Source organism: Treponema pectinovorum (genome assembly GCF_900497595.1).
In the GTDB taxonomy this organism is placed as follows: Bacteria; Spirochaetota; Spirochaetia; order Treponematales; family Treponemataceae; genus Treponema_D; species Treponema_D pectinovorum.
The window spans coordinates 493,166-518,113 of sequence record NZ_UFQO01000001.1; the positions used below are offsets into that span (position 1 = coordinate 493,166).

Annotated in this window: 16 protein-coding genes; 4 read left to right on the forward strand and 12 right to left on the reverse strand. The window is 36.6% G+C overall.

Annotated elements, in window-relative coordinates; translation table 11 throughout:
• Together FXX65_RS02215 and FXX65_RS02220 are read right to left on the reverse strand one after the other, a co-directional pair.
• Nucleotides 1-570: a hypothetical protein gene (locus tag FXX65_RS02215; RefSeq protein ID WP_147614890.1), complete on the reverse strand. Its 570-nt coding sequence runs from the start codon at nucleotides 568-570 to the stop codon at nucleotides 1-3.
• Nucleotides 571-600: 30 nt separating this feature from the next.
• A complete protein-coding gene (locus FXX65_RS02220) occupies nucleotides 601-1,821 on the reverse strand; it encodes an LIC_12708 family protein (RefSeq protein ID WP_187116193.1) in 1,221 nt (406 codons plus the stop codon).
• 120 nt (nucleotides 1,822-1,941) lie between these two features.
• Between FXX65_RS02220 and secA the strand changes: the two genes are divergently transcribed.
• The gene (gene secA / locus FXX65_RS02225) at nucleotides 1,942-4,725 is read left to right on the forward strand and encodes a preprotein translocase subunit SecA (protein ID WP_147612275.1); all 2,784 of its coding nucleotides are present in this window, start codon (nucleotides 1,942-1,944) and stop codon (nucleotides 4,723-4,725) included.
• Nucleotides 4,726-4,948: 223 nt separating this feature from the next.
• Here the strand turns inward: secA and FXX65_RS02230 are convergent, their stop codons facing one another.
• The 7 genes from FXX65_RS02230 to lepB form a co-directional block, all read right to left on the reverse strand.
• Nucleotides 4,949-6,196, reverse strand: a complete 1,248-nt coding sequence (locus FXX65_RS02230; protein WP_147614891.1) for a hypothetical protein — start codon at nucleotides 6,194-6,196, stop codon at nucleotides 4,949-4,951.
• A gap of 197 nt (nucleotides 6,197-6,393) precedes the next feature.
• The gene (locus FXX65_RS02235) at nucleotides 6,394-8,640 is read right to left on the reverse strand and encodes a hypothetical protein (protein ID WP_147614892.1); all 2,247 of its coding nucleotides are present in this window, start codon (nucleotides 8,638-8,640) and stop codon (nucleotides 6,394-6,396) included.
• A 36-nt stretch (nucleotides 8,641-8,676) separates the two neighbouring features.
• The gene (locus FXX65_RS02240; protein ID WP_147614893.1) at nucleotides 8,677-10,857 is read right to left on the reverse strand and encodes a hypothetical protein; all 2,181 of its coding nucleotides are present in this window, start codon (nucleotides 10,855-10,857) and stop codon (nucleotides 8,677-8,679) included.
• A gap of 154 nt (nucleotides 10,858-11,011) precedes the next feature.
• On the reverse strand, nucleotides 11,012-12,331 hold the full coding sequence (locus tag FXX65_RS02245; RefSeq protein ID WP_147614894.1) for a hypothetical protein: 1,320 nt from the start codon (nucleotides 12,329-12,331) through the stop codon (nucleotides 11,012-11,014).
• Nucleotides 12,318-15,308: a FecR family protein gene (locus FXX65_RS02250; RefSeq protein WP_147614895.1), complete on the reverse strand. Its 2,991-nt coding sequence runs from the start codon at nucleotides 15,306-15,308 to the stop codon at nucleotides 12,318-12,320. The genes FXX65_RS02245 and FXX65_RS02250 overlap by 14 nt, the downstream gene beginning before the upstream one ends.
• Entirely contained in the window at nucleotides 15,274-17,430 is a 2,157-nt protein-coding gene (locus tag FXX65_RS02255; protein WP_147614896.1) for an adenylate/guanylate cyclase domain-containing protein, read from the reverse strand. The genes FXX65_RS02250 and FXX65_RS02255 overlap by 35 nt, the downstream gene beginning before the upstream one ends.
• 282 nt (nucleotides 17,431-17,712) lie before the next feature.
• Nucleotides 17,713-19,476, reverse strand: coding sequence for a signal peptidase I (gene lepB, locus FXX65_RS02260; protein WP_147614897.1), 1,764 nt, complete (start codon nucleotides 19,474-19,476; stop codon nucleotides 17,713-17,715).
• 50 nt (nucleotides 19,477-19,526) lie between these two features.
• Between lepB and FXX65_RS02265 the strand changes: the two genes are divergently transcribed.
• Together FXX65_RS02265 and FXX65_RS02270 are read left to right on the forward strand one after the other, a co-directional pair.
• Complete coding sequence (locus tag FXX65_RS02265; RefSeq protein ID WP_147614898.1) at nucleotides 19,527-21,194, forward strand: FumA C-terminus/TtdB family hydratase beta subunit; 1,668 nt, start codon at nucleotides 19,527-19,529, stop codon at nucleotides 21,192-21,194.
• A gap of 24 nt (nucleotides 21,195-21,218) precedes the next feature.
• Nucleotides 21,219-21,551: an Hpt domain-containing protein gene (locus FXX65_RS02270; protein ID WP_147614899.1), complete on the forward strand. Its 333-nt coding sequence runs from the start codon at nucleotides 21,219-21,221 to the stop codon at nucleotides 21,549-21,551.
• Nucleotides 21,552-21,555: 4 nt separating this feature from the next.
• Here FXX65_RS02270 and FXX65_RS02275 read toward each other — a convergent pair whose 3' ends face one another.
• Nucleotides 21,556-22,320 carry a TatD family hydrolase gene (locus tag FXX65_RS02275; RefSeq protein WP_147614900.1) on the reverse strand — a complete coding sequence of 255 codons (765 nt, stop codon included), beginning with the start codon at nucleotides 22,318-22,320 and terminating at the stop codon, nucleotides 21,556-21,558.
• Nucleotides 22,321-22,427: 107 nt separating this feature from the next.
• On the opposite strand from FXX65_RS02275, the gene FXX65_RS02280 reads away from it, so the two are divergent.
• A complete protein-coding gene (locus FXX65_RS02280; RefSeq protein WP_147612264.1) occupies nucleotides 22,428-22,640 on the forward strand; it encodes a hypothetical protein in 213 nt (70 codons plus the stop codon).
• A gap of 18 nt (nucleotides 22,641-22,658) precedes the next feature.
• Here FXX65_RS02280 and FXX65_RS02285 read toward each other — a convergent pair whose 3' ends face one another.
• Together FXX65_RS02285 and FXX65_RS02290 are read right to left on the reverse strand one after the other, a co-directional pair.
• The gene (locus tag FXX65_RS02285; protein WP_246104329.1) at nucleotides 22,659-23,684 is read right to left on the reverse strand and encodes a tRNA (adenosine(37)-N6)-dimethylallyltransferase; all 1,026 of its coding nucleotides are present in this window, start codon (nucleotides 23,682-23,684) and stop codon (nucleotides 22,659-22,661) included.
• A 15-nt stretch (nucleotides 23,685-23,699) separates the two neighbouring features.
• On the reverse strand, nucleotides 23,700-24,944 hold the full coding sequence (locus tag FXX65_RS02290; protein WP_147614902.1) for a class I SAM-dependent rRNA methyltransferase: 1,245 nt from the start codon (nucleotides 24,942-24,944) through the stop codon (nucleotides 23,700-23,702).
• Nucleotides 24,945-24,948: the final 4 nt, after the last annotated feature.

Consider the following 24,948-nt stretch of genomic DNA (forward strand, 5'->3'; position numbering starts at 1 on the left):
TTAGCGTTTTTCAATCGTGGCGATTAAATCCACAGAATTATCTGCAATAAAAACGCTCGCTTTTACATAAAATATATCATAATCGTGAAATGTTGTCCTTAAAAATGTTTTTTCACCTTTATAGAGCAAACTGAAGGATTTTTTTTCAACAGGAATTTTCGCTCCATCCAAAAATGCCAATTCAATTTGAATATTCTGCCCTTCGGCAATTTTTTTTGATTCTGAGTTTTTTTTAATTTCATCAAAAGAAAGGCTAACATAAACATTTTCTTCAAACGAAAAAGCGGAAAGATTTAAGGGAATGGAATTTAAAACTGCGTTGTCCTTTTTGTTAAAAAATCCCAAAAATACCACGATAAAAAAGCAAACCAAAAGGGTTACAAACATAAGCCTGTTGCCTTTTGTAGAAACAAGAGCCCTAAAAATTCCAGGTTTAAACGCTTTTAACTTTCCTGAATAAAAATTCTGTACAATTTCGGGAGCACGGCTGAGCCTTGCGTCTCGGTTGTAATGAAAAACCAATTTTTCTTCGCCGTCTGCATGACCTTCTTCGATATTTTCTAAATCCATCTTGAATTTCAAACCTCTAAAAAGCGAACATCAATTCATTAAACCGCTAACGAGGGAGTCCGTCCGCCACCATGAAATTTCTGCCTGCGAATTTTTTATGAGAAGTGCACTTATAATTCCGTTTCTGCTTAAAGAAAGTGAACTGTAAAGGATTGAACTGTGCTCCAAAGGCAACGAGCGTTTTAAGATTTTTTGACCATTTGGCTGCACCATCTGCACCAGATATCCTTTTTCTATCGGCAAAATAAAGAAAAACCAGCCATTATCTGTAACGCCTAACAATTCAAAAGGAACAGAAAAGACATCTTTGCTCAAGCTTCCAGAAATAGATTCTTCAAAAGACGGAATATCAAGGCCTTCTTCATACAAAGCGGTTTCTACATCCAACGGATAAAGCATTGTCTTTTCGTAATCGACTCCAGATTGAACTTTTGTCGCTGGGTCGAGATAGTTTTGAAAATAATTTACTTGAACATAAAGTTTATAATCCATATTGTCTGGAATTACATTTTCTATGGAAACAAAAGAAACATAATCCGGGTCATCGCTCTTTAATTTTGGCACAGTATCTTCCGTAAACGGAATCGTATAGAGCAAAAATCCGCTTTCGTTAAACCAATAAACTGTAGGACCAACATTTGTTTCGCAGACAACAACAAGCTCATCATTCTTTGTGATGTAAATTTTTTTTATGTACGGAAACGGCGTTCCGCCTGGACCTTCCTGTCCAATATAATCTATGAATTTTCCATCGCTAGAAAACCTTAAAACAACATAGTTTAAAAGCAGACGATTTTTTGAATCAACTTCGTTTCTGTCGGAAGGAAGAGTGTCTACAGCGTAAAGGCTTTTTTTGGAATCTACAGCCAAGGGACCCAAAGAATTAAAAGGATAAGAAATCGCTTTTTTAGTTGAATTGGCAGTTTGTGAGTCTGCAAATGAAGGCAACTTTGTAAAATCTTCGTTGTAATAAAGGCTCAACAAATCCCCATAGGAATTTAATTCCATAATTTTTTTTGACTCGCCATTTGCAATGTAAAAAAAACCGTCCTGCATCGTCATATAAGTATTTATAGAGCCAGAAAGACTTAAGTTAAAAAGATTTAATTCATCTTCAAAACTGCCGTAATTTATCTTAAAAAGAGAATTTTCGCCGATTGAACTTACAGTATTTGAACGGATGCAGGAAAAAAAAGAGAGACAAAGCAAAGACAAAAAAATCCACACAGATTTTTTAAAGATTTTAATCATACAAAAATAGAATATAAAATTGAATAAAAACCGTCAACTTTTAAAAAGACAGTTAGGCTCGCCTTTATTTTATAGTTTTTTCTATTCATACATAGTGTTTTTCAGTATATTATTAAGATTATGTTAGATAAAATTTTTACAACCATATTTGGTTCACAAAATGAACGCGATATTAAAAAAATGCTGCCAATAGTGGCTGCTGTAAACGAAAAAGAAAGTTGGGCAAAATCCCTTTCCGAACAGGATTTTCCTAAACAGACACAAATTTTTAAAGAGCGACTTGCAAATGGTGAAACTTTGGACGACATCCTTCCAGAAGCGTTTGCGCTATGCAGGGAAGCGGCATTTAGAGTTCGCGGTGAGCGTGCTTATGACGTACAGGTGATGGGGTCAATAAATCTCCACCTTGGAAGAATAACCGAAATGAAAACCGGTGAAGGAAAAACCCTCGTTGCAGTAGCACCTTCCTATCTAAACTGCCTTACTGGAAAAGGTGTTCACGTAGTTACTGTAAACGACTATCTTGCAGAGCGCGATGCAAACACTATGCGTCCTGTGTTTAGTTATCTTGGCTGTACAGTAGGCGCAATACTTTCAAATATGGATAACGATGCTCGCCGCCAAGCATACAACTGCGACATCACATACGGAACAAACAACGAACTTGGCTTTGACTATCTTCGCGACAACATGCAGATAGAACTTTCATCAAAGGTTCAAAGAGGATTCAACTATTGCATAGTCGATGAAATTGACTCCATCCTCATCGATGAAGCGAGAACTCCACTTATAATCTCTGGTGCTGGCGAAGACGACACATACAAGTATTATGAAGTAGACAAATACGTTGGAGAATTTACAGAAGTAAAAAAAGATCCTGCCACAGACGACTATCCTGATGAAGTTCAAATGACTCCAGAAGAGCGAGCGGCAATGGAAGGCGACTATAAGATTGACGAAAAGTCAAAAAGGATTTCTTTTACAGACAAAGGAATGGAGCATATCGAAAAAATTTTGCACCAGCATAACCTTATCCCCAGCGACACAAAATTGCAGGACGAGCAAAACTTTGAATTTTTGCACTATTTTACGCAGGCACTTCGCGCTCACCTGCTCTACGAAAACGATGTTGATTATGTTGTAAAAGACGGGCAAGTTCAAATTGTAGACGAATTTACAGGACGCATTTTGGAAGGCCGCCGCTATTCAGACGGATTGCACCAAGCAATAGAAGCAAAAGAGCGAGTAAAAATTGCACAGCGCAACAGGACAATGGCAACTGTAACTTTCCAGAACTTTTTCAGAATGTACAACAAACTTTCGGGAATGACAGGAACTGCACAAACAGAAGCAGTAGAATTTTCAAAGATATACAAACTCGACGTAGTAGCAATTCCTACAAATCTTCCTGTCGCTCGAATTGACGAAAATGACGAGGTTTACTTAAACGAAGAAGATAAATGGAACGCAATCGTAAAAGAAATAAAAACTGCACACGATAAGGGGCAACCTATTCTGGTAGGCACCGTTTCCGTAGAAAAGTCAGAGCATCTTTCCACCCTCCTTACAAGAGCAGGAATTCGCCATGAAGTTTTAAACGCAAAAAACCACGCACGCGAAGCCTTGATTATCGCAGAAGCAGGTGCAAAAGGTGCGGTAACGGTTGCAACAAACATGGCAGGACGCGGTACAGATATAAAACTTGGCGGAAGTTATGAATCGAGGGCGACAAAACGTGCAGGAACAAACGCAACTCCAGAACAATTAAAACAGGCACTTCAAATAGAAAAAGAAAAATGGCAAGGCGACTATGAAGAAGTAAAAGCACTTGGCGGACTTTATGTAATCGGTTCCGAACGCCATGAATCGCGCCGTATCGACAACCAGTTGCGCGGTCGCTCTGGACGACAAGGAGACCCAGGAAGGTCAAAATTCTTTATATCGATGGACGACGATCTCATGAGGCTCTTTGGCGGCGAAAAGATGAAAGGCATAATGAAAAGAATCGGCATGGAACCAGGCGAGCCTATATATCATCCTTGGCTTACAAAGGGAATCGAAAACGCACAGAAAAAAGTTGAACAGCGAAACTTTGAAATCCGAAAAAACTTGATTGACTACGACGATGTATTAAACGACCAGCGAGAGTTTATCTATGGGCAGAGGGATGGAATTCTTTCAGACGAAAAATTGACCCAGCGCATAATGACAACCGCAGACGACTATCTTGAGCAGTGGTTTACAGAATACGAGCACAACAGAAAAAATGGGCTTTCGCCACTTTTAGAGCAGATAAGAGAAAATTTTGGAGTTCAGCTTCCTGCAAAAGAATGCACAAAAGAAAGTGTATTGGCACTTTTGCAAAACGATTTAACAGAAAAAGAAGAATTGGTTGGACACGAACAGTTTAATATGTTCATAAGATACCAATATTTGCAGTTAATCGACAGAAAGTGGCTCGACCAGCTTGAGTTTTTGGATGCATTGCGAGAAGCCGTTCACCTTCGTTCCTACAGTTCAAAAAATCCTTTAACAGAATACAAAATTGACGGTTTTAACGCATTCGAAGATATGATAGAAAATATCCGCCTCACAATAGCAGGACGAGTGTTCAAAGTCCGAGTGCAGATAAATCCACCAGCACAACAGGCAAACCGCAATATACAGATGAACGCCCAACACAGTCAGGCTCAAAGCATGAGCGACCAGGCACGCACTCAGGGGCAAGCCTCAAACTCTATTGCAAGCAGAGCATACCATTCAAAACAGCAAGCAAGCGGCGTAATGGCATCTTCAAGACAGGGCGAAAGCGTAACCGTAAGAAGAACAATGCCAAAAGTTGGAAGAAACGACCCTTGTCCATGCGGAAGCGGGAAAAAATACAAGCAGTGCCACGGCCGATAATATTCACAACCATTCATCTATAAAAGCTATGGGCGTATGCTGCAAAACTTTTGTTTTGCAGCACCAGGCTTTTCGCACTTCGCGGTCTAGCCGCCGCTCATCCGCCTAAACGGCGGACTAAAGGTGCTACAATCCTTTACGCAGAATAATCATCGCAAAAAAAGCCCCTTGAACTTTATGTTGCAAGGGGTATTTCTTTTTAAATAATTTAAATCAATTTCAGCTAGTCTTTAATATTAAATTGCCAAATAGCAGACTGCATTTGACCGTCCTTGCTAACAATAACCATGACGGTATTTATACCTTCACTATTTATTTTTGAATTTTCAGTTGGCTTTAGTTTAAAAGAACCATCACTAGAAACACCATCTGTTTCTTGCATTTTGCTGCCATTTAAGAACCATTCGTACGCAACTCCGCTCTCGTAAGAATTATTATCTTTTGTCTTTGCAGTCAGTTTTATTGTTGGACTTGTTGGAAATTGAGAGAATGTTACACCGTAAATAGTGCTTAGACTAGGAGGAGCTACTACAGTGCAATTTTTTGCTTCATATACTATTTTCGGTGTGGCAAGTACACCTACTTCAACACCTTGACTTTGCGATTGCAGTGTATCCAACTTAATTGTAAAGTTTGCTAATTTTTCACTGTCATTAGAACTCGTTGGAGCAACAAAATAAGTTTTTTCATTGCTTGCTGCTAAAACAGAATATTTTAACCCATCAATAGACGTTTTATTTTGGTACTTTCCAGCAGGATCTTTTCCAGCCCAGCTAATCGCATCTTTTGTTATTATATAAGAAACCTGAGCCTTTGTGCGCAACAACGCACCATATCCTGCAAAACCGTGCCAGACTTTTCCTTCTCCAAGTTTTTTAGCCTCTTCCAAACCATACCAGGTTTTGTTATCTAGAGTATTTGTAAGTTTAAACAAAATATAACGGTGATACTCTGTCGATGAAGGAATCTCTATTTCACTTATATCTGCAGCCAGCATAACCGTAATGCCAGTATCTTTTGTAAGTTCTAATCGTACTTGATTTTCACCAGATTTTACTTCAAAGGTTGCTTCTCCATCGGCAACAAGACTAATTTGAAAATCCTGACCTTCTTCTACAGTCCATACATTTACAAAGATACGGTAACTTTCTCCAACTTCTAAATCTCTAAAAGCTAAGTTTACATTTTTAGTTTGAGGATAAAAAATATCCAGCATTTGATTATTGCGTTCTTCTTCCTGATGACTACTGTGTTCAAAATCGGCTTTCATCAGTCGAGCAAGAACTCTAAGTTTTATGTTTTGTCCTTCAGAATCAAGAACCTGCCTAGCATTAGAATTCTCTAAAGAAAGCGAAGTAAGGTCTAAATTAAAAGCGACAGAAGAAGTTTCTTCTATTGCGGAACAGCCAAGCATAAAAAGTGCACAAAACGCACCAATGCAAAAGCCATAGATTTTCCTTTTATAAGTCATAAAATCCTCCAATTTATATCAACATACGGTAAAAATTTGCTAAGCAAACCCATAACAATTTGGCAAAACGCCACTCTAACCACCAGTGGAATTTTAACACAAAAAGCATTTTTTTTCTATTTTTAAGATTATAACAGTTACAGTTTTTTGGTAAATAAGCACAAATTATTTTTTAATCGCAACTTCTGCATAGTTTTTTAGTCTGCCGTAACCTCATATCGTGCAGTATAGTCATAGGTATTTCCTTCAATTTTTATAACAGCACGAAGCTCGTATAGACCAACTTGGAGCCACGCAGGAATCGTTATTTTTGTTTTATCCGTTTGTGATGCATTTGTAAAAAACACATTGCCATTTTGTAAAAGGCTTAAACTTATTGAGTTTGCATTGCCTGCACCAGAGAATGAAATTTGTGTATTATCTGTCTTTTTTACAGTTACGCTAACAGTATTTGAATTTCCAACTATTGATTTTAAATTTTCGGATGGAACAGAGACAATGTAAGGAAGCGGCCCTGTAAAAGTTGTTGTTAGCCCCTGTTTTACAAGCACTCCTTTTCCATTTTTTAATTCCAAAGTGTAAGCAGTAGGAGGATTTAATGAAGAATCTGCGTTTACTTTAAATTTTAAAAGCAAATTTTGTTTATTACCAGAAAAATTATCGCCAAAGTCGATTATCGCCACGCCTTGTTTGTAAGTAGAAGGAGTTATATGAGCAACAAAGTTTTGGCTAAGTTCACTTTCTATCTTTATTTTTGATGCTGAAGTTTCGGTTCCATTAGTATAGCTTGAAACTATGATGTCGGTTTTATCCGTTTCGCTTCCGATTTTTGAAGAACCTCCAATAGCAAGAGTTGAATTTTTTTGTTCGGCACTGTTAGATTCCAAATAAACTCCAGAAGGCTTATTATCAAGTGAATGGCAAGAAAAAATTGTTGCATCTGTCATTTTAAAAGTGCAATCTATGTTTACAAAAACACCACCACCAAAAAAAGCCGAGCAATTTTTAACTTCTCCACCATTCATCTCGACGACAATGCTCGCTCCATCTGCTACTCCTACTAAAATTGCACCACCAATTTTTGCCTTGCAGCCTTGAATTGTACAGTTAGTAAGTTTTGACTTTTTTGCAAAGGCTATTGCACCTCCGAAAGAATTTTTAGTTGTAGAAAAATTGAAATTTTTTATCGTGCAATTATTTAAATCGACCTCTCCTAATGCAAAGATTCCTCCACCACAACTTCCCGCACTAGGAACTGAAATTTCAATATCTTTTCCATCCAAAGTGATGTTGTTCATCGTTAGTTTTGCGTTTGAATCAACTTTTATCATTGAACCTGTAGTAAAATCTGATTTTCGCTCTAAAGTTGCATTGGTAGTGTCTAAATCAATTTTTTTTATCGTTGTATTCTTTTTTATTTCAATCGTTCGTGTTTCTAAAGTTTTCCCACTGACATAGACTGTAAATTCAGTATTGGAATCCTTTGGACTATTTTCTATAACCTTTACTGCTTTATAAACTGTAGCAAAGGGCGAAAAATATCCTCCATTTCCTGTTGAATCACTTCCTTGTGTGCCAATATTTCCGCCTGCACCATTTACATAAAAAGTTGTTCCTACAAAATTTTTTACGAGATCTTCTGTAACAAAGAATTTTGTTGTTCCGCCACTCGTTTTTAAATATGGTGATGCAGAAGAATCGGACGAAATCCATCTGTTTGTTTCCATGTTGTCAAAAATGTTTATAACTTCCGAACAGAAAAACAAAACACCACCTTCACTATCATAGAAAGTAAAACATACAGAGTATGCACCTGATTTTATCTCGCCACCGCCCATATTAAAACTCGCCTGATTATATGAGTCAAAAAGCAAATATTGTGATTTTTGAGAGCCGTCGTTCCAAGAAGCCAAAACTTTTGCTATTTTACTTGCAGTTGCACTTGAATCTTTTTCGAGAGTAAGGCGAACCCTTCCTTTTTTTTCTCCACTGTTATTTGCAGTTAAATTTATTGAAATTCCAGTTTTTATTGTTTCATTCACACCTAAGGTAAGTTCTGTGCTCCCCCTAAAAATTTCTTTTGTTTTAGCAGAATCGCTATAGCCTTTTGCTGTTAAAATCCAAGTTCCCTTTGTAAGTTTTATTGAAAAATTAAGCCCCGTGATTGTTGCTTCATAAATTTCGTTTGAATCTGTCTTTTTTACCGCTTTTACTTCATAAAAAATGCTACTTTGTTCACTAGGAAATGCTGTTCTAAAAGAATCAAAAGGGGAAAGCACAAAACGAGAAGGAACAGCACCAGAACTGCGCAAAGAGCCAGAGACTGTTATAAAATTTTTTGAATCCACATTTAAAGAAGAATCGTCTAATCCGCTAAAACATCCCGAAAAACATGTGAGAACAGTCAAAAATAAACATAAAAGTCTGTAAAAAGTTTTATTCATAAAATTTCCCCAAGATATTTTGCACTTACAAAAAAATTACATCGCCTCCACATTTATATTAAAGGTTGCACTGTAAGTTTTGCCGTTGTAAATTGCCGTTGCAATAATTGAATATGTTCCAGTTGGAAATGCATTTGGTAAAATAAGCGTGTTCCCATTTAGAGTTCCGCCTGCATCTTCTATAGCCTGTGCATTTACATGAATACCATTATTATACACCTTTGTTGTCCAAGTGCAGTTGGAGGTAATATCTACTCCATCTTTTTTAGCAGAAACTGTTATGGATTTTCCAAGTTTAAAGACAAAAACAGCCTCGCTTGAAAGTTCAAAAATTATTCCGTCTGCAAGTGGCACTACATTTAAACTTCCACCCGACTGAGCAAGCACACCAATTCCATCTTCCAATTTTATTACATACTGATTAGAACTAAGCTCAAACTTATTGCATATATCCTGTGTAAGAGTTTTTCCATTTACAGCTTTTAGCACAGCCGTTCCTCTTGTATAACTGCTAGCAAGACTTGAATTCCAAGCAATTTTTGCAACAGATGAGTTTGCACTGAGATTTTCATCAACTGTAACGAAACAGCCAGCACCAGCAAAGTTTATTATTCCAACCTCACTTGCATTTTCATTTTGGACTTTTGAACTTCCTGCAAGAGTCAAACTTGCAGACGCATTATTTAAAGATATTTTTTGACAATTTATAATCGCATTTTTAATAGTCAGTTTTCCATTTAAGTTTAATCCCACTCCTGGAATATTTAAGTTTTTACCATTGCCTTCTATTTGTACATTGAAAGTTGAACCGAGCGTCACAGGACTTTCTTCTATAATGTCAGTTAAGAGCGTGATTTTATTATTTGCAGATGGAGAATTAAAATTGCTTATCGCATTTTTTACAGTTTTATATGGGGAATTTTTACTTCCGTTGTTGGTTATATCATTTCCGCTGGAAGACACATATACGTTTGTTCTTAAGACCTTTATTTTCATTTCCACAGGAAGAGAATCTGCATAGTAGTCTTTGTGCGAATAAACTTTAAGAAAAGCATTTCCACAAGGAACTTCAATGTTAACAGAACCACTAGTTCCGCTTCCGCTCAAAATGAGTTTGCCACTCGAGTCTGTACCTTCATATAGCTCATAAATTACGACGGTATCCCTTATCGTACTTCCATCGCTTCCTGTAGCAGAAGGAATTATAGTTAAAGTTGCATAAGAAGAATCTTCATCCTGATTTAACTCGCTATTTGTAAGAACTTCAGCACCATTTTTATCCGTAACTGTAACTTGGCCAAGTTTTACAGACTGAACGGATGTTGTAACTACACTCGAAAGACCTGCACTATCTTTTATCGTTATTGTGTAGGATTTATTTTCTGAACTGACAAGATCGCCTGTTTCAAAATATGCAGGTTGACCGTGTTCTGTAAATTCTTGAGAACATTTTTCCAAACTTAAAGAAGAAATCGGATTTCCTAATTTAAAAGAAGCGTTGGAAAAAACAAAAGTTCCGTCAGAGTTATTTATGCTTATGTCTGATGAAATTGCATTATTTATAGTAACAACTTCTATATCACGATGAATACCTTTTAACAGGGATTTTTCTGGCATATTAAAAAGAACGTAATAATTAGTTGCATCCTTATAGATAACTGCGCCATAAACTGGAGGTGGAGGTGTGTTGCAGATTATTTTTATTGGCGAAAAAGTTCCAAAGTCCGCACCAGTGTGAGGATGAAACATTCTTACAGTAGGGGTTATATCAAAACCATTATCCACACCTATTAAAAAATCACTCGGATAGACCAAACGCAAAATAGACACATCGGAGTTGTCCTGCGAGATTTTTACGAGATTTGTATTTGGATAACTTCCCCATAAAGCAAAAAATTTATCACAATCCAAAGAATTCATAGCAAGGCTCATATTAGAGCCACTTGTAAAAACATACCTTTGCGGATTTCTAAGATAAAAATCCACTTCAACATCTTTATAAGACGGAATTATCAGCGAACCGTCGTTTCCTCGCACAAAATCGCTAGAAGAAATTTTATATCCTAAAATGCCACTCGTTTCTGTGTATTCTTTAAAAAAATCTTTTACAGGCTCATTAAACGAATCCTTAAAAAAAGTGCACGAATAAAAAAAGAAAGAAAAAACAAAAATGAAAGCTGAAAAAAAAGCGAATCTGTATGCAATTTTTGTTTTCATAAAAATCGTCTCCATAAAAATTTTCAAATATAAAATTTATAAATGAAAATCTCTTTCAAATTTATAACTCAAAAAATTAGGGATTTCAGATTCAAAAAGTTAATCACAAGTTTTACAAGGTGAAAAATCTTGCAAAAGTGTATGATATATATTTTTAAAACTGCCACCCTACTCCAACAGAAGAAAACAACATTCCAAAGTTCATATCCGTAATATAAGCACAGATAAAATCTGCATCAGTTTCTATAAAAAGCCTATTTGAAACATAAAATTGAAGCGAAATTCCAGCGTCAACAGAAAAGTTTGTACTATTTAATTTTTGGGAAGTTACACTGTGTCCAAAATTAAAAACAAAATCGTTGAACATTATAAGCCCTAACCCACCGTGCAATTCTATAGTGGCAATATGCTTTGTCGAAATTGAATTTTTTATTCCCAAGCGGATTGGAAACTGGTATACAGCGGTAAAAAATCCTGTAAAAAGATTTCCTTCTATTGAATAATCGTTATGGTCTGCAAACATCCTCGTATATGTAGACTGCAAACCAAATCCCAAATATCCCCAACGGTGCTTAAACGGAATAATATTCAATTTAAAATATGCAGAAACTGGAAAAACCTTTGTACCAAAATATTCTTCGATTGTTTCGTCAAATAAAACAACAGGGCAAGCATAGCCTGCACTCAAGTCTATATCCAATTTTTTTCTAAATTTCACGGTTATCATGCTGGCAGAATCGATTGGATTTTCAAGACCAGATGCATCTTGTGCTATAAAACTATAAGTTCCAACATCAAACGAATTTGCATTAAATTGAAAAGTTATGTTCCTGTTATTCTCTGAATGTTTGAGGATTGAAGGCGTAAAAGTTATTTCTGAAGTTTCCTTTTCGTCTATTTTTTTTAAAACATATTGTGTAAAAGTTATGTCGTTCGGATTTTGCTTTGGCATAAAAAGGTTTCGCCCAGAAACCGAGATAATTCCATCGTTTACCTCTTCCAAATAGATTGTTGAAGTTAAATTTGAATCCACAGTTACAGATTTTATTTCTGGTTGATACGCTATGTAAATATTAAAAGATGTCCATTCTGACTCAACTTCTGCAATTCCTATTAAATTGTAGGTTATTATTTTGTAGCGATAATTCCCAGGTTTTAAGGCAGGAGTTATCTGAATTTTTGTTGAATTGTCATTTGTAGAAAGGCTACGCACTTGCTCGTAATTGCCTGCTTCAAGTTTTTCTACAACAACATCATAGTGCGATACGTATTCTGGATAATCTTCAATCCATTCGAGATACTGCCATTGACTTTCGGCAGTAACAATTTCTTGCTCTATCGCTTCTTCTTGAATGTTTTGGTTTGGATTTGCAAGACTCTCTGTAGAAAGCAAGCCCTGTTGTTGAGCGAAAGAGTAAAAAGAACAAAAGAGAAAAACTAAAAAAAATACAGGATAAAACTTAATTTTTGCCATAAGTATTCGATGCTCCCATATTTCTAGTTCTTCTTACCTCGGGAACTTCCGTTACAAAATTTGCTTTTGGAGAAACTTCGCTCGTCTGGAAAATTTTGTCATTTATTCCATCATTGTCAAAATCAACCCTGCGTATAGCCTGCACTGTCCATAAAAAGTTTCCTCTCTGAAATTTAGCCCGCAAGTTTTCATCCATTTTTTCAAATTCGATAGCATAAGAATTTTTTTCTATTTCGTCTTCGATTAAGAGAGTTTGTTTTGAGCGCGATTGTTCAAGATAAACCTTTACCAGATAAGAAGTTGCCTTAGGAACTTTTGCCCATTCAAGTGTGATAGAACGCTTATTGTTTAAATTACGCAGATAATCTATATCAAATTTTTGAGGTTTTGAGATTAAAGCCGTAACCGTTTCAAGCTTTGGAATTGGAAGAATTGTAAACCGTCCCTTATACACATCTTCTGTGTTTGAAATATCGATTCCGTCTAAAGTCTTTGCATAAACTACAACTTCATAGGAACCGCTTTGCATTCCATTTGGAGCGTCAAGAGGAATCTCCTTTGGTGCAATCTTTACCGCATTTTGAGCCTGCATAACCTCGTCTGAAGGCGTTTTTATGATAACTTTTGCAGGTTTTTCATCGACTTTTGTAAGTACAAGCTGTGCATATTCAACAGCGTCAACGCTATCCCACTTTATTTTTCCTGGACGCAAGATTGCATCTTCTCCACTTATCTGTGCATTTTTTCCCGGAAGCAAAATCTCAACTGGTCGCAATTTTAAAAGAAGAAATTTCTCTTCTGCAATATTACCTATTCTTCGGCTAGCAAGCCCCGGAATTGCGTTTGCCCTAGCCTGCACAGTCCAGCGGTAATCGGTCTTATCATCAAAGCCTTTACCGTAAAACATATCGACTTGTGTGCTAGTTCCAAGTATCGTATCCGTATAGACTACTTCGCCAGAAGAATCTTTATAAATTTCAAATTTGTATGAATCTGCATCCGGGACTGCATCCCATTCAAATTTAAAAGGCGTGGTTTCCCTTGCGACAGCACGAACTAAAGGCGATTTTAACTCTGCTTTACTCAAATTTCCTATTACAGAAAAACGACTCGGAGAAGTTTCTATCGTTAAGGAAGAATCCGAGGCCGATGCAACCAAATTCCAATAATAAGTTCCCAGACCAAGTTTTAATCCAGAAAGCCTGTGTCCTTCGATTTTTGAGCGATAGATTATGTTTTTCATCGCTTCGTCAGTGCTTATTCGAATTTCGCTTTCGTAAAACGACGGAAGATTTTTCTTCCATGTAAAACGCAAATCTTGAACAAGGCTTTCTGAAACCTGATACATATTTGCAGGTTCAACTGCTCTAATGCTGGGCTTTCCTTTTATCGAATAAAAAGAACGAATCGCAGAAGGCGGAGAAACATTTTTTTCGCTATCGCTAAAAGTTACACCCCAGTACCATTTTCCTTCCTCAAAAAAATCCGCGGCTTTTAAGGAAACATAGTTTTCTTTTGTTTTTAAGTTTACCTTTGGATTTGAAAGGTCTGGATTTTTTGAAGCTTTAAAATTGTATTCTTCTGCTTCAACATCGCTCTTCCACGAAAAATACGCTTTGTCTGCAAGCGAATCGTTATCGACTAGGCTAGAGTCTGCTGGAATAAAAATTTCAACAGGATTTAAGCCGCCTTTTTTTTCTATAACAAACGAGTGTACAATAGATTGTGCAGCAAAGCCCAAATTATTTATTTTGTAATACGGAGTTACCTGCCAAAAATATTTTCCTTCGGTTAAAGTCGAGATAATGCTGGAAGTTGAATTTACCCGTTGAGTTAAAATCGGATTTTCCATCTTTTCGTTATCGCTTATTTCAAGTTTATAATTTTGAGCCAAAGGTGAATCGGTCCATACAAAACGAACTGAAGGATTTTTTGTTCTATAAATAAAAATATTGTCCTTCGCAGGAGCAACTAAATCTGGAGGAAGGCTTTTTGTAAGATTGAATTTTCCAGTTAAACTATTTTTTTCTCCTGAATCTTCTAAAGAAAGCCTCCAAAAATAATTTCCATCTTCAAGAGAAACTGAATAGTCTTTTAAATCTTGCACTTCTTTGGAATCTATAAGCTCTTTAAAAGACTTATCTTTTGAAATTTCCAAAAAGAGTTTTGCCATTGGAGTTAAATTTTCCGCTTCCCATTTAAAATCAACATCACAAAGCCCTTGCGTATAATAGATTATTTTTTGATTTGGCAGTGGCGATTTTACAGAAAGTTTTGGGCTATCAAAAGCCGATTTTGAAATTTCAATGCTCTGCCCTTCTTGAACAGTTTTTTCTTCTCCGGAAGAAGTTAAAACCGTCGCTTCGCCTTTTATGACTTGAATTAAAGCTTTTCCAGATTGATTTTCTTGCAAAGACTCTTCGCTCGATGTTGATAAAGAGCTCTTTTCTTCAAGTCCAAAGCCTTTTCTCATGTCAGCATCAATTCCAGTAGCAGCATTTACCTGAGCACCAGAAGCAAGGCTCATAAAAGTAGAGCCAGACGAAAGCGAAAAACCATTATTAGAGTTTGAAGAATCGACCATCGCTTCGCCACCAGAAAGACGGGCAGACGCAGAGTTTTGTTCATCGACAAAAACTTGAGCCATAGTGCTTTCGGACAAAACCATAACATTGCCATCGTTAAAAGTTATTGTTGCCTCGGCAGAAGGCGAAGTGTGAACGGTGTCGCCATTATAGAGAGGCGAATTTTGTTTTAAGCGATCCCAAATCATCCTCTCCAAAAATTTTCGTTGTGCAGTTTTATACTTAAAAGTGATTGTCGCAATGGGTTCTTCGTTTAACTTTGAAAGAGTTTGAAAAAAGTTATTGTAAAAGAGAATTGAATTTATACTCGCTCCCAAAATGCAAGCAAACACAGAAAGCAAGAATGTTTTTTGTATATTATTGTTTGACTTTGACTTTGTTTTCTTCTTCATTTAAGTTGACCTTTTCAAAATCAGGAATTGGAATTCCAAGCAAAGTTCGCACTTCGTTTAAAGTCTTAGGTCCTGTTTTTCCAACAGCTCTTGCACAATCTTCATCTAAGACAAAAGAGTCATTTTCTACTTTAAAAAACTTTTCTATGTCAAAGTTAGGCATATTTACAACACCGTAAAAATGTTGAGCTCCTTTGCCTTTTACCTCAAACTCAACCGGAATTTTTTCAACAACAATTTCATCCTCAATAAATTTTTCGTTAAGGGTAAAATTATTAGTCTCGTTTTTTATGTATCTCGTCTTTAAAAGACGATAAGTGTCTTCTGTAATTAAAATATCCGTTCCACAGGCTTTGTTAGAACTTTCTGTGCGGCTTGCAAAGTTTACAGCATCTCCAATCGCCGTGTATTCAAGTTTATCCTCTCCGCCCATAATTCCACAGGTCGCACGCCCTGTATTTAAACCACATCCAATCTGAATATGAGGCTTGTACTTTGCATTTTCTTCTGATTCGTGCTGTTTTGTAAACGCCTGAGCATCTTTGTTGTATTTCATCAAAGCGTAGCGCATTGCAATAGTGCCTTTTACGGCATTCAAAGCATCTTCTAGAACATTTGCGTAGTGCTTTTGTTTTAATTCTTTTTTTTGTGGGTCTGTATCGCTCATCTTTTCAAAATCTAAACTTTCATCTCTTAAGATTCCCCAAACAGCCATTATAGCATCGCCTTCAAACTTATCTACGTTTCCTCCGCTCAAAGTTATGCATTCGACCATGCGCCCCATATAGTCGTTTAAAAAACCGATTATCTCTTTAGGCGATTCGTTTCCAAATTTATTTTTAAATCCGTCAGAAATTGCGGTAAATCCTCGAATATCGCTAAAAAAAATTGTTACATCTTTAAGGTGAGGAGTAAAATCAATCTCTTTGCGAGCAATAGCCTTTGCAACGCCTTTGTTTGTAAATTTTGCAAAAGTGTTCAAGAATTCTCGCTCATTTTTTGTCGCTTCGTTTAAAACGCCAATTTCGTCCTGACGCTTTGTATTGAGAGTGTCGATTATATCTGTATCGAAATTTCCTTTTTGAATTTCATTTGCAGCAGAAGAGAGTTTTCTAAGGTGGTTTGAAATTGCAAATCGGCTAAAAAAGAGAATGATTAAGATTGCAAGGAAAAATACTATGCCTGTTATAAAGATGTTGTTCGTTCGCGTATTTCTAACGCCTTCTAAAACGGTTTCAAGTCCAACTGTAGTAAGAACAACAATATCGCCAAAAGAAAGTTTTTCGTACGCGCCGTAAAAGTTGTGCTTTTTGCCATTAGAATCCGTATAGACAAAAGGAATTTGTCTGGAATCCTGATTATTCTGGTTATTTTTTCGCATCGCTTGTATGAGCGGATGATTTTTAAAAGATTCGCCAGCTAAAATTCGCTCAGTTTGAGGATGCGAAAGAAGGTCGTCGTTGTCGTTTATGACAAAAGTTGTATTTTCACTTCCAACGCCCAAAATCTCTGTTATGCTTTCCATAGAAAACATGATTACGCAGGCTTGGTCGCGCCCATTTTCTTTCCACGGGAAAAATAGGGCAAGAACTGGCATGCCGATAAATGGGCTTGCATTTAAAGCAACTGTTTCTCCAGAACACGCCCTTGTTAGCGCTTGGCTATTTTGTTTTAAGAAAAGGTCAATCGTAGAGGTGTCAATTTCGTTGGAAATAAAAAAACGGTTGTTTACGATTCTGTCGTCTGTAGGATTCTTTAGAGTGAGTGAATCTTTTGAAAGAACATAGATGCAAGCTATGTCGGCATTTCGTTCTAAGAATAAAGAAATTGCTTGCTTTGCGTTTCCTGCATTTTTTCCGCCAGAAACAGCGTTCATCAAATCTAAAAGCTGAAAAACATTTGAACGCACAGAAGAAAGTTTGTCTTCGATCGTGTCGCTTGCCCTTGAGTTTAGCGCAAGATTGTTTCGCTCCGCAGTTATTTTTACATCCTGCCCCATAAGGACGCTGGAAAGAACTGTTACAGTTCCAAGCGAAACAAGAATTATAATACCCAAAATGAAAGCAAGTTTTACACCAATAGGAAACTTGACTTTTACTCCTGCACTGCCTGATTTTTTCATTGCGTACTCACATAATCTCTAAAATCTAAAATTCTTTACAGACAAATTATAGCGATTTTTTGCGGTTTTTCAAATTTTCTATAATCCTTAAAATAAACTAAATGGTGATTATAAAAGAAATTTTTATTGAATTGGAAGATTTTAAAATTTGCGCAAAGGATTGTAGGGGTGAGCGCAAGCGAAAACAAACGCAGGGCGAAGAACTGCGTTTGTTCGGAGGCTTTAAGCCGTAGCCCCGAAAAGCCTGGTCTGCCAAAGGCAGATGCGCCCTTATAAATAAAATTATTTTCCTGTATGCCCCGGAACTCCACGCCTGTCCAAAGGCCAGAATCTGTAGCTAGTTGTTCCAAGCATCTTCGATTTATTTACATATTGCGGAGCCATATTTGTGTAATAGGTTACAGAATAAGGGTCGTGTGCTGTTAGGGGGGCCAGCCACTCGTCGTAAGAATGCCTCATATCAAGCGAGTTGAATCTGTTGTCGCCCATCATAAAATAAGAATTTTCTGGAATGTACTGAGGTTTTCCGTCTTTGTCGTTTGCAGGGAAAATCGGCATATTGCGTCTGTCCGTCAAAAATGCGTAAGAGTTTAACATTTGCGCTTCGCTCATAAGCTCTTGAATTTTAGCATCTGTCGAGATGTTTTGTTCTTGATTGTTCACTAAAAGCTGTGCGTCGCGGATTACGAGTTTTGCAACTGTCTTTTTTATCATCAGGTTGAATTTAAAATTTGCTTCGCTGTATAAATCGCCTGAAAAATCCTTTGGTGATTTTTCTATCCACGAAGTCATAAAATTGTTAAAAAGAGAGGCACCATTAGCGGAAGCAAGGAGTTTTTTTGCATAAGTCTGGTGGCTTGCAAAAAGTGAATATTCAAAGAGAGTTTTTTCGTTAAAGAATGAATCTAAACTCTCATCTGTTTTTTCTGCCTTGTAAAATTTTGAAATTTCTTCAAACTGGCGGGCAAGGCTTCCAGCTTCTATTTTAAAAAGAGAAATATCAAAGTCATTTCTGAGTTTTTCGCATTCAATCATCGAATCGTATTCGCTTTGGCTTACGATAAAACTTTCTTTTGAAAGCCTTCGCTTTATTGAGTTTTTTAGGGAATTGAGATTCCATTCAGCATATTTTGAATCTTCTTTTACGGCAGCCCACTCGTCTGATTTTTGTGTACGCGAATAAAGAATTCCGTCCTGCATCATAAGCTGTTCGCCGTGAACACCAACTATTCTTTTTACAAGAGGGTCTGCTTTAGGATTTCCGTCTGAATCCACATTTAAATTTACGCTGGTCAAAGTGCACATATAAACGAGCTGGCTCAAAAAAGTTTTAACCTCGCTTTTTCTGTCGTCTGAATAATGAGGATTTCTAAAAACTACAATATCGCCTCGTTTGTAATCTTTTATATACGGAAGTCCAACTTTAGAAAGTGGAAACCTTGGTCCGCTCAAAGTTTTAAAAACTACAACCCTGTCCTTTATCAAAAATTCTGGAACCATGGATTCTGAAGGAATTTCGTACAACTGCACTATAAAAATGTTCAAGAGAAGAACCATAAAAACCGCCTGAACAAGAGCATCAATCCAGCTTAAAATTTCAAGGAAAAATCTTTTTAAACCTTTTTTGCGCGAAAGACTGTGAGACTGGCTGTATTTGTGCCAAGCTTCGTCTATTTTTGAAAGCTTTTTTGGGTTTAGATTGTGCAAGATTATCAAATCTAAAATTCCTGTAACACACCAAAAAATTACCTGAATAAAATCTATGAAAAACGGTGAAGAAAAATTGCCGGCGCGGCGAATTATAAATGCTATCAAAAAAACATAAGGTGCGTATTGGAGGAGGGTTCTGTAAACGCCTAAAAATTTTAAATCGCCAAGACAAAAGAGTCTGTTATATCCTGCATAATAAAGAAAAAAGGTGAATAATAGAGAAAGCGGAAGAGCAAGAACGCAGACATCTATGTGATTTGGAAAACTGAACAAGGAAAACAACGCCGAAGAAAAAAACAGCGCAAGCGAAAGTGTTTTTAATTTGGTTTTATTCATGATTGGAGACGATTATAGCAAAATGAATCGAAACAAACTATACTGTGCAGATGAGTTACACAAAAATATCGCTGAAAAATGATTTTGATTTTTTCCCATTTAAAGATAAATCTTCACAAAAAATTGAGTTTTCCCCAAAACTCAAGATAACAGTTTTAGATTGTGAAGTTTTAAAAAACTTGTCGTATGACGCTTTTAAAAGGCTTTCTTTTACTTTTACAAAAAATCACCTCGAAAATCTTATAAATGCCTGTCTTTCTCCCCAAACAAGCGAAAACGACAAATACGTTCTTGCCTGTATCCTAAAAAATGCAGAAATTGCAAGCCAAAATGTTTTTCCTATATGTCAGGACACCGGAATTGCAAATGTATTTGCATGGCAAAAAGGTCTTTTTTTAACTTTACCTCAGAACGAAAAAAATGATTTTGAAGCGCTTTCTTCTGGCTGCGCTCAAGTTTATGATGAATGCAAACTCAGATTTTCTACAACTTGCCCCACTTCTTTTTATGAAGAAAAAGATCCAAAAAATAACCTGCCTGCTCAAATTTCAATCTTTGAAGATAACGCCTGCCTTGCACCCATTCCAGATTTTGTTCGCGCTGCCCCCAAATCTTCTATGAGTTTTATATTTTGTGCCAAAGGTGGCGGTTCTTCCAATAAGACGAGTTTTATACAGGGAACAAAAGCGCTTTTAAATCCTGAATCTATAAAAACATTTTTAGAAGAACAGATAAAAAAACTTGGAACAAGCGCCTGTCCTCCTTATACGATTGCCGTTGTTGTAGGAGGTTTAAGCCCAGAGCAAAATCTACTCACACTAAAACTTGCGACGGCAGGTGCTTACGACAATATGCAAAACGCTCCATGTCCAGATGGCTTTAGGGATAGCGAACTTGAAAAACAAGTTTTACAGATTGCGGAAAAAACAGGATTTGGCTCGCAATTCGGTGGCAAAAAATTCGCCTTAGAAGCGATTGTAATTCGACTTTCCAGGCACGGAGCCAGTTGCCCAATGAGCATTGGAGTTAGCTGCTGTGCTCACAGAAATCTAAAGGCGGTCGTTACAGGTGAAGGAATTTACCTTGAAAAAACCGTTGATAAGCCTTCCGCATTAAAAGGTTTTGATAAATGCATATCTTACTTGGACGAAGAAAAAAATAATTCAAGTTCTGAAAAGCACATACAAACAGATAAAGGGATGGATTTTCTCCTGCAACAGCTTTCGGATTGTAAAACAGGACAAAGGCTGTTGCTTTCTGGAAAAATTTTAGTTGCACGCGATGCGGCACACCTTCGCTGGAAAAAAATGTTCGATACAACAGGAAAACTGCCCGAATACACAAAAAAATATCCTATCTGCTACGCAGGTCCTTCTCGCACCCCTCATTCAAAAATAATCGGCTCTTTTGGGCCTACAACTGCAGGTAGAATGGACAGCTATGCAGACTTACTTATGGAAAATAACGCTTCTTTGGTAACGCTTGCAAAAGGAAACCGCAGTGCCGTCTGGAAAAACGCCTGTAAAAAATACGGTGGATTTTATCTTGGAACGCCAGGAGGAATTGCCGCATTGATAGCTTCAAACTATATAACCGAGCAGGAAGTAATCGACTACGAAGAACTTGGAATGGAAGCAGTCCGCCTGATAACAGTAAAAGATTTGCCGTGCTTTGTGCTTATCGATAAAAACGGAAATGATTTTTATGAAAATCTATAATGCGTCAAAAAAGGAAGTTTAGTTATGGAAAAAATATTTGATAAAGAAAAAGCGATTTCCTTTGTGGATAACGACGAAGAACTCTTAAAAATTTTACTCAAGTCATTTTTGGATACGGAATTCTCTGTAGAAACGCTTAACAATTTAATAGCAAACAGAAAATTGGTTGAAGCTGCAAGCTATGTTCACAGGATAAAAGGAGCCGCTCGGCAACTTGCAATGGAAACCCTCGCTTCTACTGGACAGGCTTTGGAAGATGTCTTACGAGGGAAAAAAACAGGCGATTTAAAAACCTTGATTGAAACTTTTTATTCAGATTATGAAAAAACCGTTCAAACTATAAAGGTAGCTTTTTAAATCTTTAATCACTGGAGTTCTGCTCTGGAGATTTAAAAATCTGTTCTGGAAGCGGAAAAAATTCTTTTCCCCTGATTTCAAATGCTTTTTTGTAAACACGCAGAATATCTTCTAAAGACGTTTTTTTTTCGCCTTTTAAAGCCTGATACGGGCTATCCGTTTCTAAAAGTATGTTTTTTTCTGGAAGTTTTTGCACGCATTCAATCGCCGATTTTTTGCCGTTTATCAAAGGTTTTCCAAACGAAAAATACGCATCTACATTTTTTTCAATCAGAGAGAGTGCTTCCCTGTAAGTTCCCGCCCACGAATGAAAGATTACTTTTGGGACTTTTTTTAGCAATTTGACATCCCTAAAAAAATAATTTGTACATTTCCTTCCGTGAATGATAAGAGGTTTTTCGTATTCGACTGAAAATTCGAGTTGAACTTTCCAGCATTCTTCCTGCATCAAAAGCGTATCTTTAAATTCCTGCGTAAAAAAATCAAAGCCACATTCTCCAATCGCATCGATTTTTCCTTCCTTTAGCAATTTTTCAAGTTGATTTTTTTGTGAAATATCAGGCCATTGAGGATGGATTCCAAACGCTTTGTAAAAAAAAATATTTGAATCTTTCGGGATTGAATTTATCATCTCGTTCTGCTTTTTAAATTCTTCTTCAGAAAACGCACAGGTTATTCCATAATATTCAATTTTTTCGTTTGAACAAGAACTAAAGTCTGGAATCGAGGCGGAAGGAACTAAATGGAGATGGCTGTCAAAAATTTTCATAAAATCCCGGCAAATTTTTCAAAAAACCTTAATGTTTTTTTTATTATACCGAAAATATTTATGTACGGCACATTATTTTTTGCGAAAAAAAGCGTAGGAGGAAAAAAATGGGTACATACACTCTTAAAAGCATTGGCAAAACAACAGACTATATGACTGTAGTAAAAGAAATGGAAGATGGATATGTTGTACGCATAGTGCGCGACGAAGACGGATACGAAGACATCACAACAGATTACATAAGCAAGGCTCTTTTTGAATCTTGCATACGAACTGGCTATCTTACAAAGGTTGCCGCTGTTGTTGAAGCAATAGCATAACGCGTTTTAATCTGAATTTTAATCTTTATTTTCCGCAGGAAGGTTAAGATTTTGTTTTACAATATTTAAGGCTGCCAAAAAGCGAGTATCTATGCTTTCGTCTTGCGGCAGCCAGTTTATTTTTACCCCCTTTCTTTCCATTCCAAAAAACCAGGTTTCCTGACGCTTAGCAAACTGCCCTATTGCAAGATTTAAAAGTTCTATCATTTTTTCTTTGCTTTCGATTTTTCCCTGCAAATATTCACTTACAAAGCGATATTCAAGCCCCAAAGATTCTAGTCTTTGCCACGAAAAATGTTTTTCTTCGTGAAGATTTTTTACTTCTTCAATAAGACCTTCATCAATTCGCGCTCTAAGCCGTTTTTCGATTCTCTGCCGCACGATTTTTCTGTCCAAAGTCGTTCCTAAAACCAGAGGATTTACTTTTGGCCTTTTTGAAAGAATTTCATCTCGAAGTTTTTTATATTCTTCTGATTTATTGAATCTGTTCAGCAAAATTGCCTTTATCAATCTATCCTTATCGCCAAATTCTGTTATGTTGTGAATTTTTTCTTTTTCCCTTATCAAAATCAATTTTAAATCTTCAAAAGAAAAACTTTCAAGCTGCTCTATTTTCTCTTTTTTTGGATTAAAAGGAATCATCTCGTAATTTCTCAAGATTGAATCCAGATACATCCCGGTTCCGCCAACTATCACAGGAAGAACTCCCCTATCCTTGCAATCGGCAAATGCTTTATAAAAATCACGGGTAAAATCAAAAAGGCTGTATTCGTAACTTAAATCAGTAACATCAATAAGATGATACGGAAGATTATAGAATCCATCTTTTATTTTTGACGTAAGTGACAGATTTAATTTTAAAGCTAGATTTTTTTCAATTTTAAAATCTGAAAGATCTTTTCCGCTTCCAATGTCCAAACCTTTGTAAACCTGTCTGCTGTCTGCACTTAAAATTTCTCCTCCAAGATTTGCTGCAAGCCTTACACCGATTGCAGTTTTGCCTAGAGCTGTTGGACCTATTACAAAGATACAGTTATACGACATCTGTTCCATTTTAAACTATATAACGCGGCAGACTGCACACTTTAGATATTCGGATTTTGGATAACCTTCCAAAACAGGATGATCTGGACCTGCACCGTATTTTGCAAGTATCTGAACTTTTTTCTTACTGTCTTCGGCTGCCTTCATCAGCATTCCATAAAAATGCTGGGAATCAAAAAAATATGAGCAAGAACAGGTCACAAGTATTCCGTTTGGATTTAAAAGCCTCATCGCGCGTAAGTTTATTTCTTTATAGCCACCGTAAGCCTTTTGAATATTTTTTGCATTTTTTGTAAATGCTGGTGGGTCTAGTATTATGAGGTCAAATTTTTCGCTTTTTGCTTCATAATCTTTTAAAAGGTCAAAAACATCTGCACAGACCGCAGTCATCTTTTTTTCTGCGCCGTTCAATTTTATGTTTTTGTTTACAACGTCAATCGCTTCCTGGCTCAAATCTACGCTTATAACTTCTTTTGCGCCGCCTTTAAAACAGTTAAGCCCAAAAGACCCCGTGTGCGTAAAAGTATCTAAAACCCTTTTTCCTTGTGCGAGTTTTGCAACTTGAGCGCGATTAAATTTTTGATCCAAAAAATATCCAGTTTTTTGCCCATGAGCAAGGTCAACTTCCAAAAGAACATCGTTTTCTTTTATCGTTATGATTTCTTGCCGAACTTCTCCAAGCCAGCAAGATTTTTCCTGCAAACCTTCCTTTTCACGAACTCCTGCATCATCCCTTTCGTAAATTCCATAAGGATGAATTATTTTTGTAAGCGCTGAAAGAATTTCTTTTCTAAAAACTTCTGCACTCAATGACAAAAACTGAACTACAAGATAAACATTCTTTTTTATGTCGCAATAGCGTTCAACGATTAACCCGGGAATAAAATCTGCTTCTCCGTAAACAAGACGATAACTGTCTTTTATGTCGTAATAAAGTTTTCTAAGGTCATAAGCGTTTTGAATTTTTTCTTCATAATAGGCAAAAGTGTCTTGAGTGATTTTATCTGCATGTTCGCGGCCGATAAGGCGGACGGTTATCTTTGACTTTCGATTGATTACACCGCTTCCCAAAAATCCGCCGGCATTTGCAAAAACTTCTACAACCTGCCCGTCTTGAACCTTGCATTCTTCAAGCGAAGATTTATTCACACCGTTTTTTTGTTCAAATTTTACATAATCAATTTCGTTGTCAAAAACCCAAGGAAACCCCTGAGCAACTTCCATATCCTCTTTTGGTTTTAAAAATATGCGTGGAAACATAAAT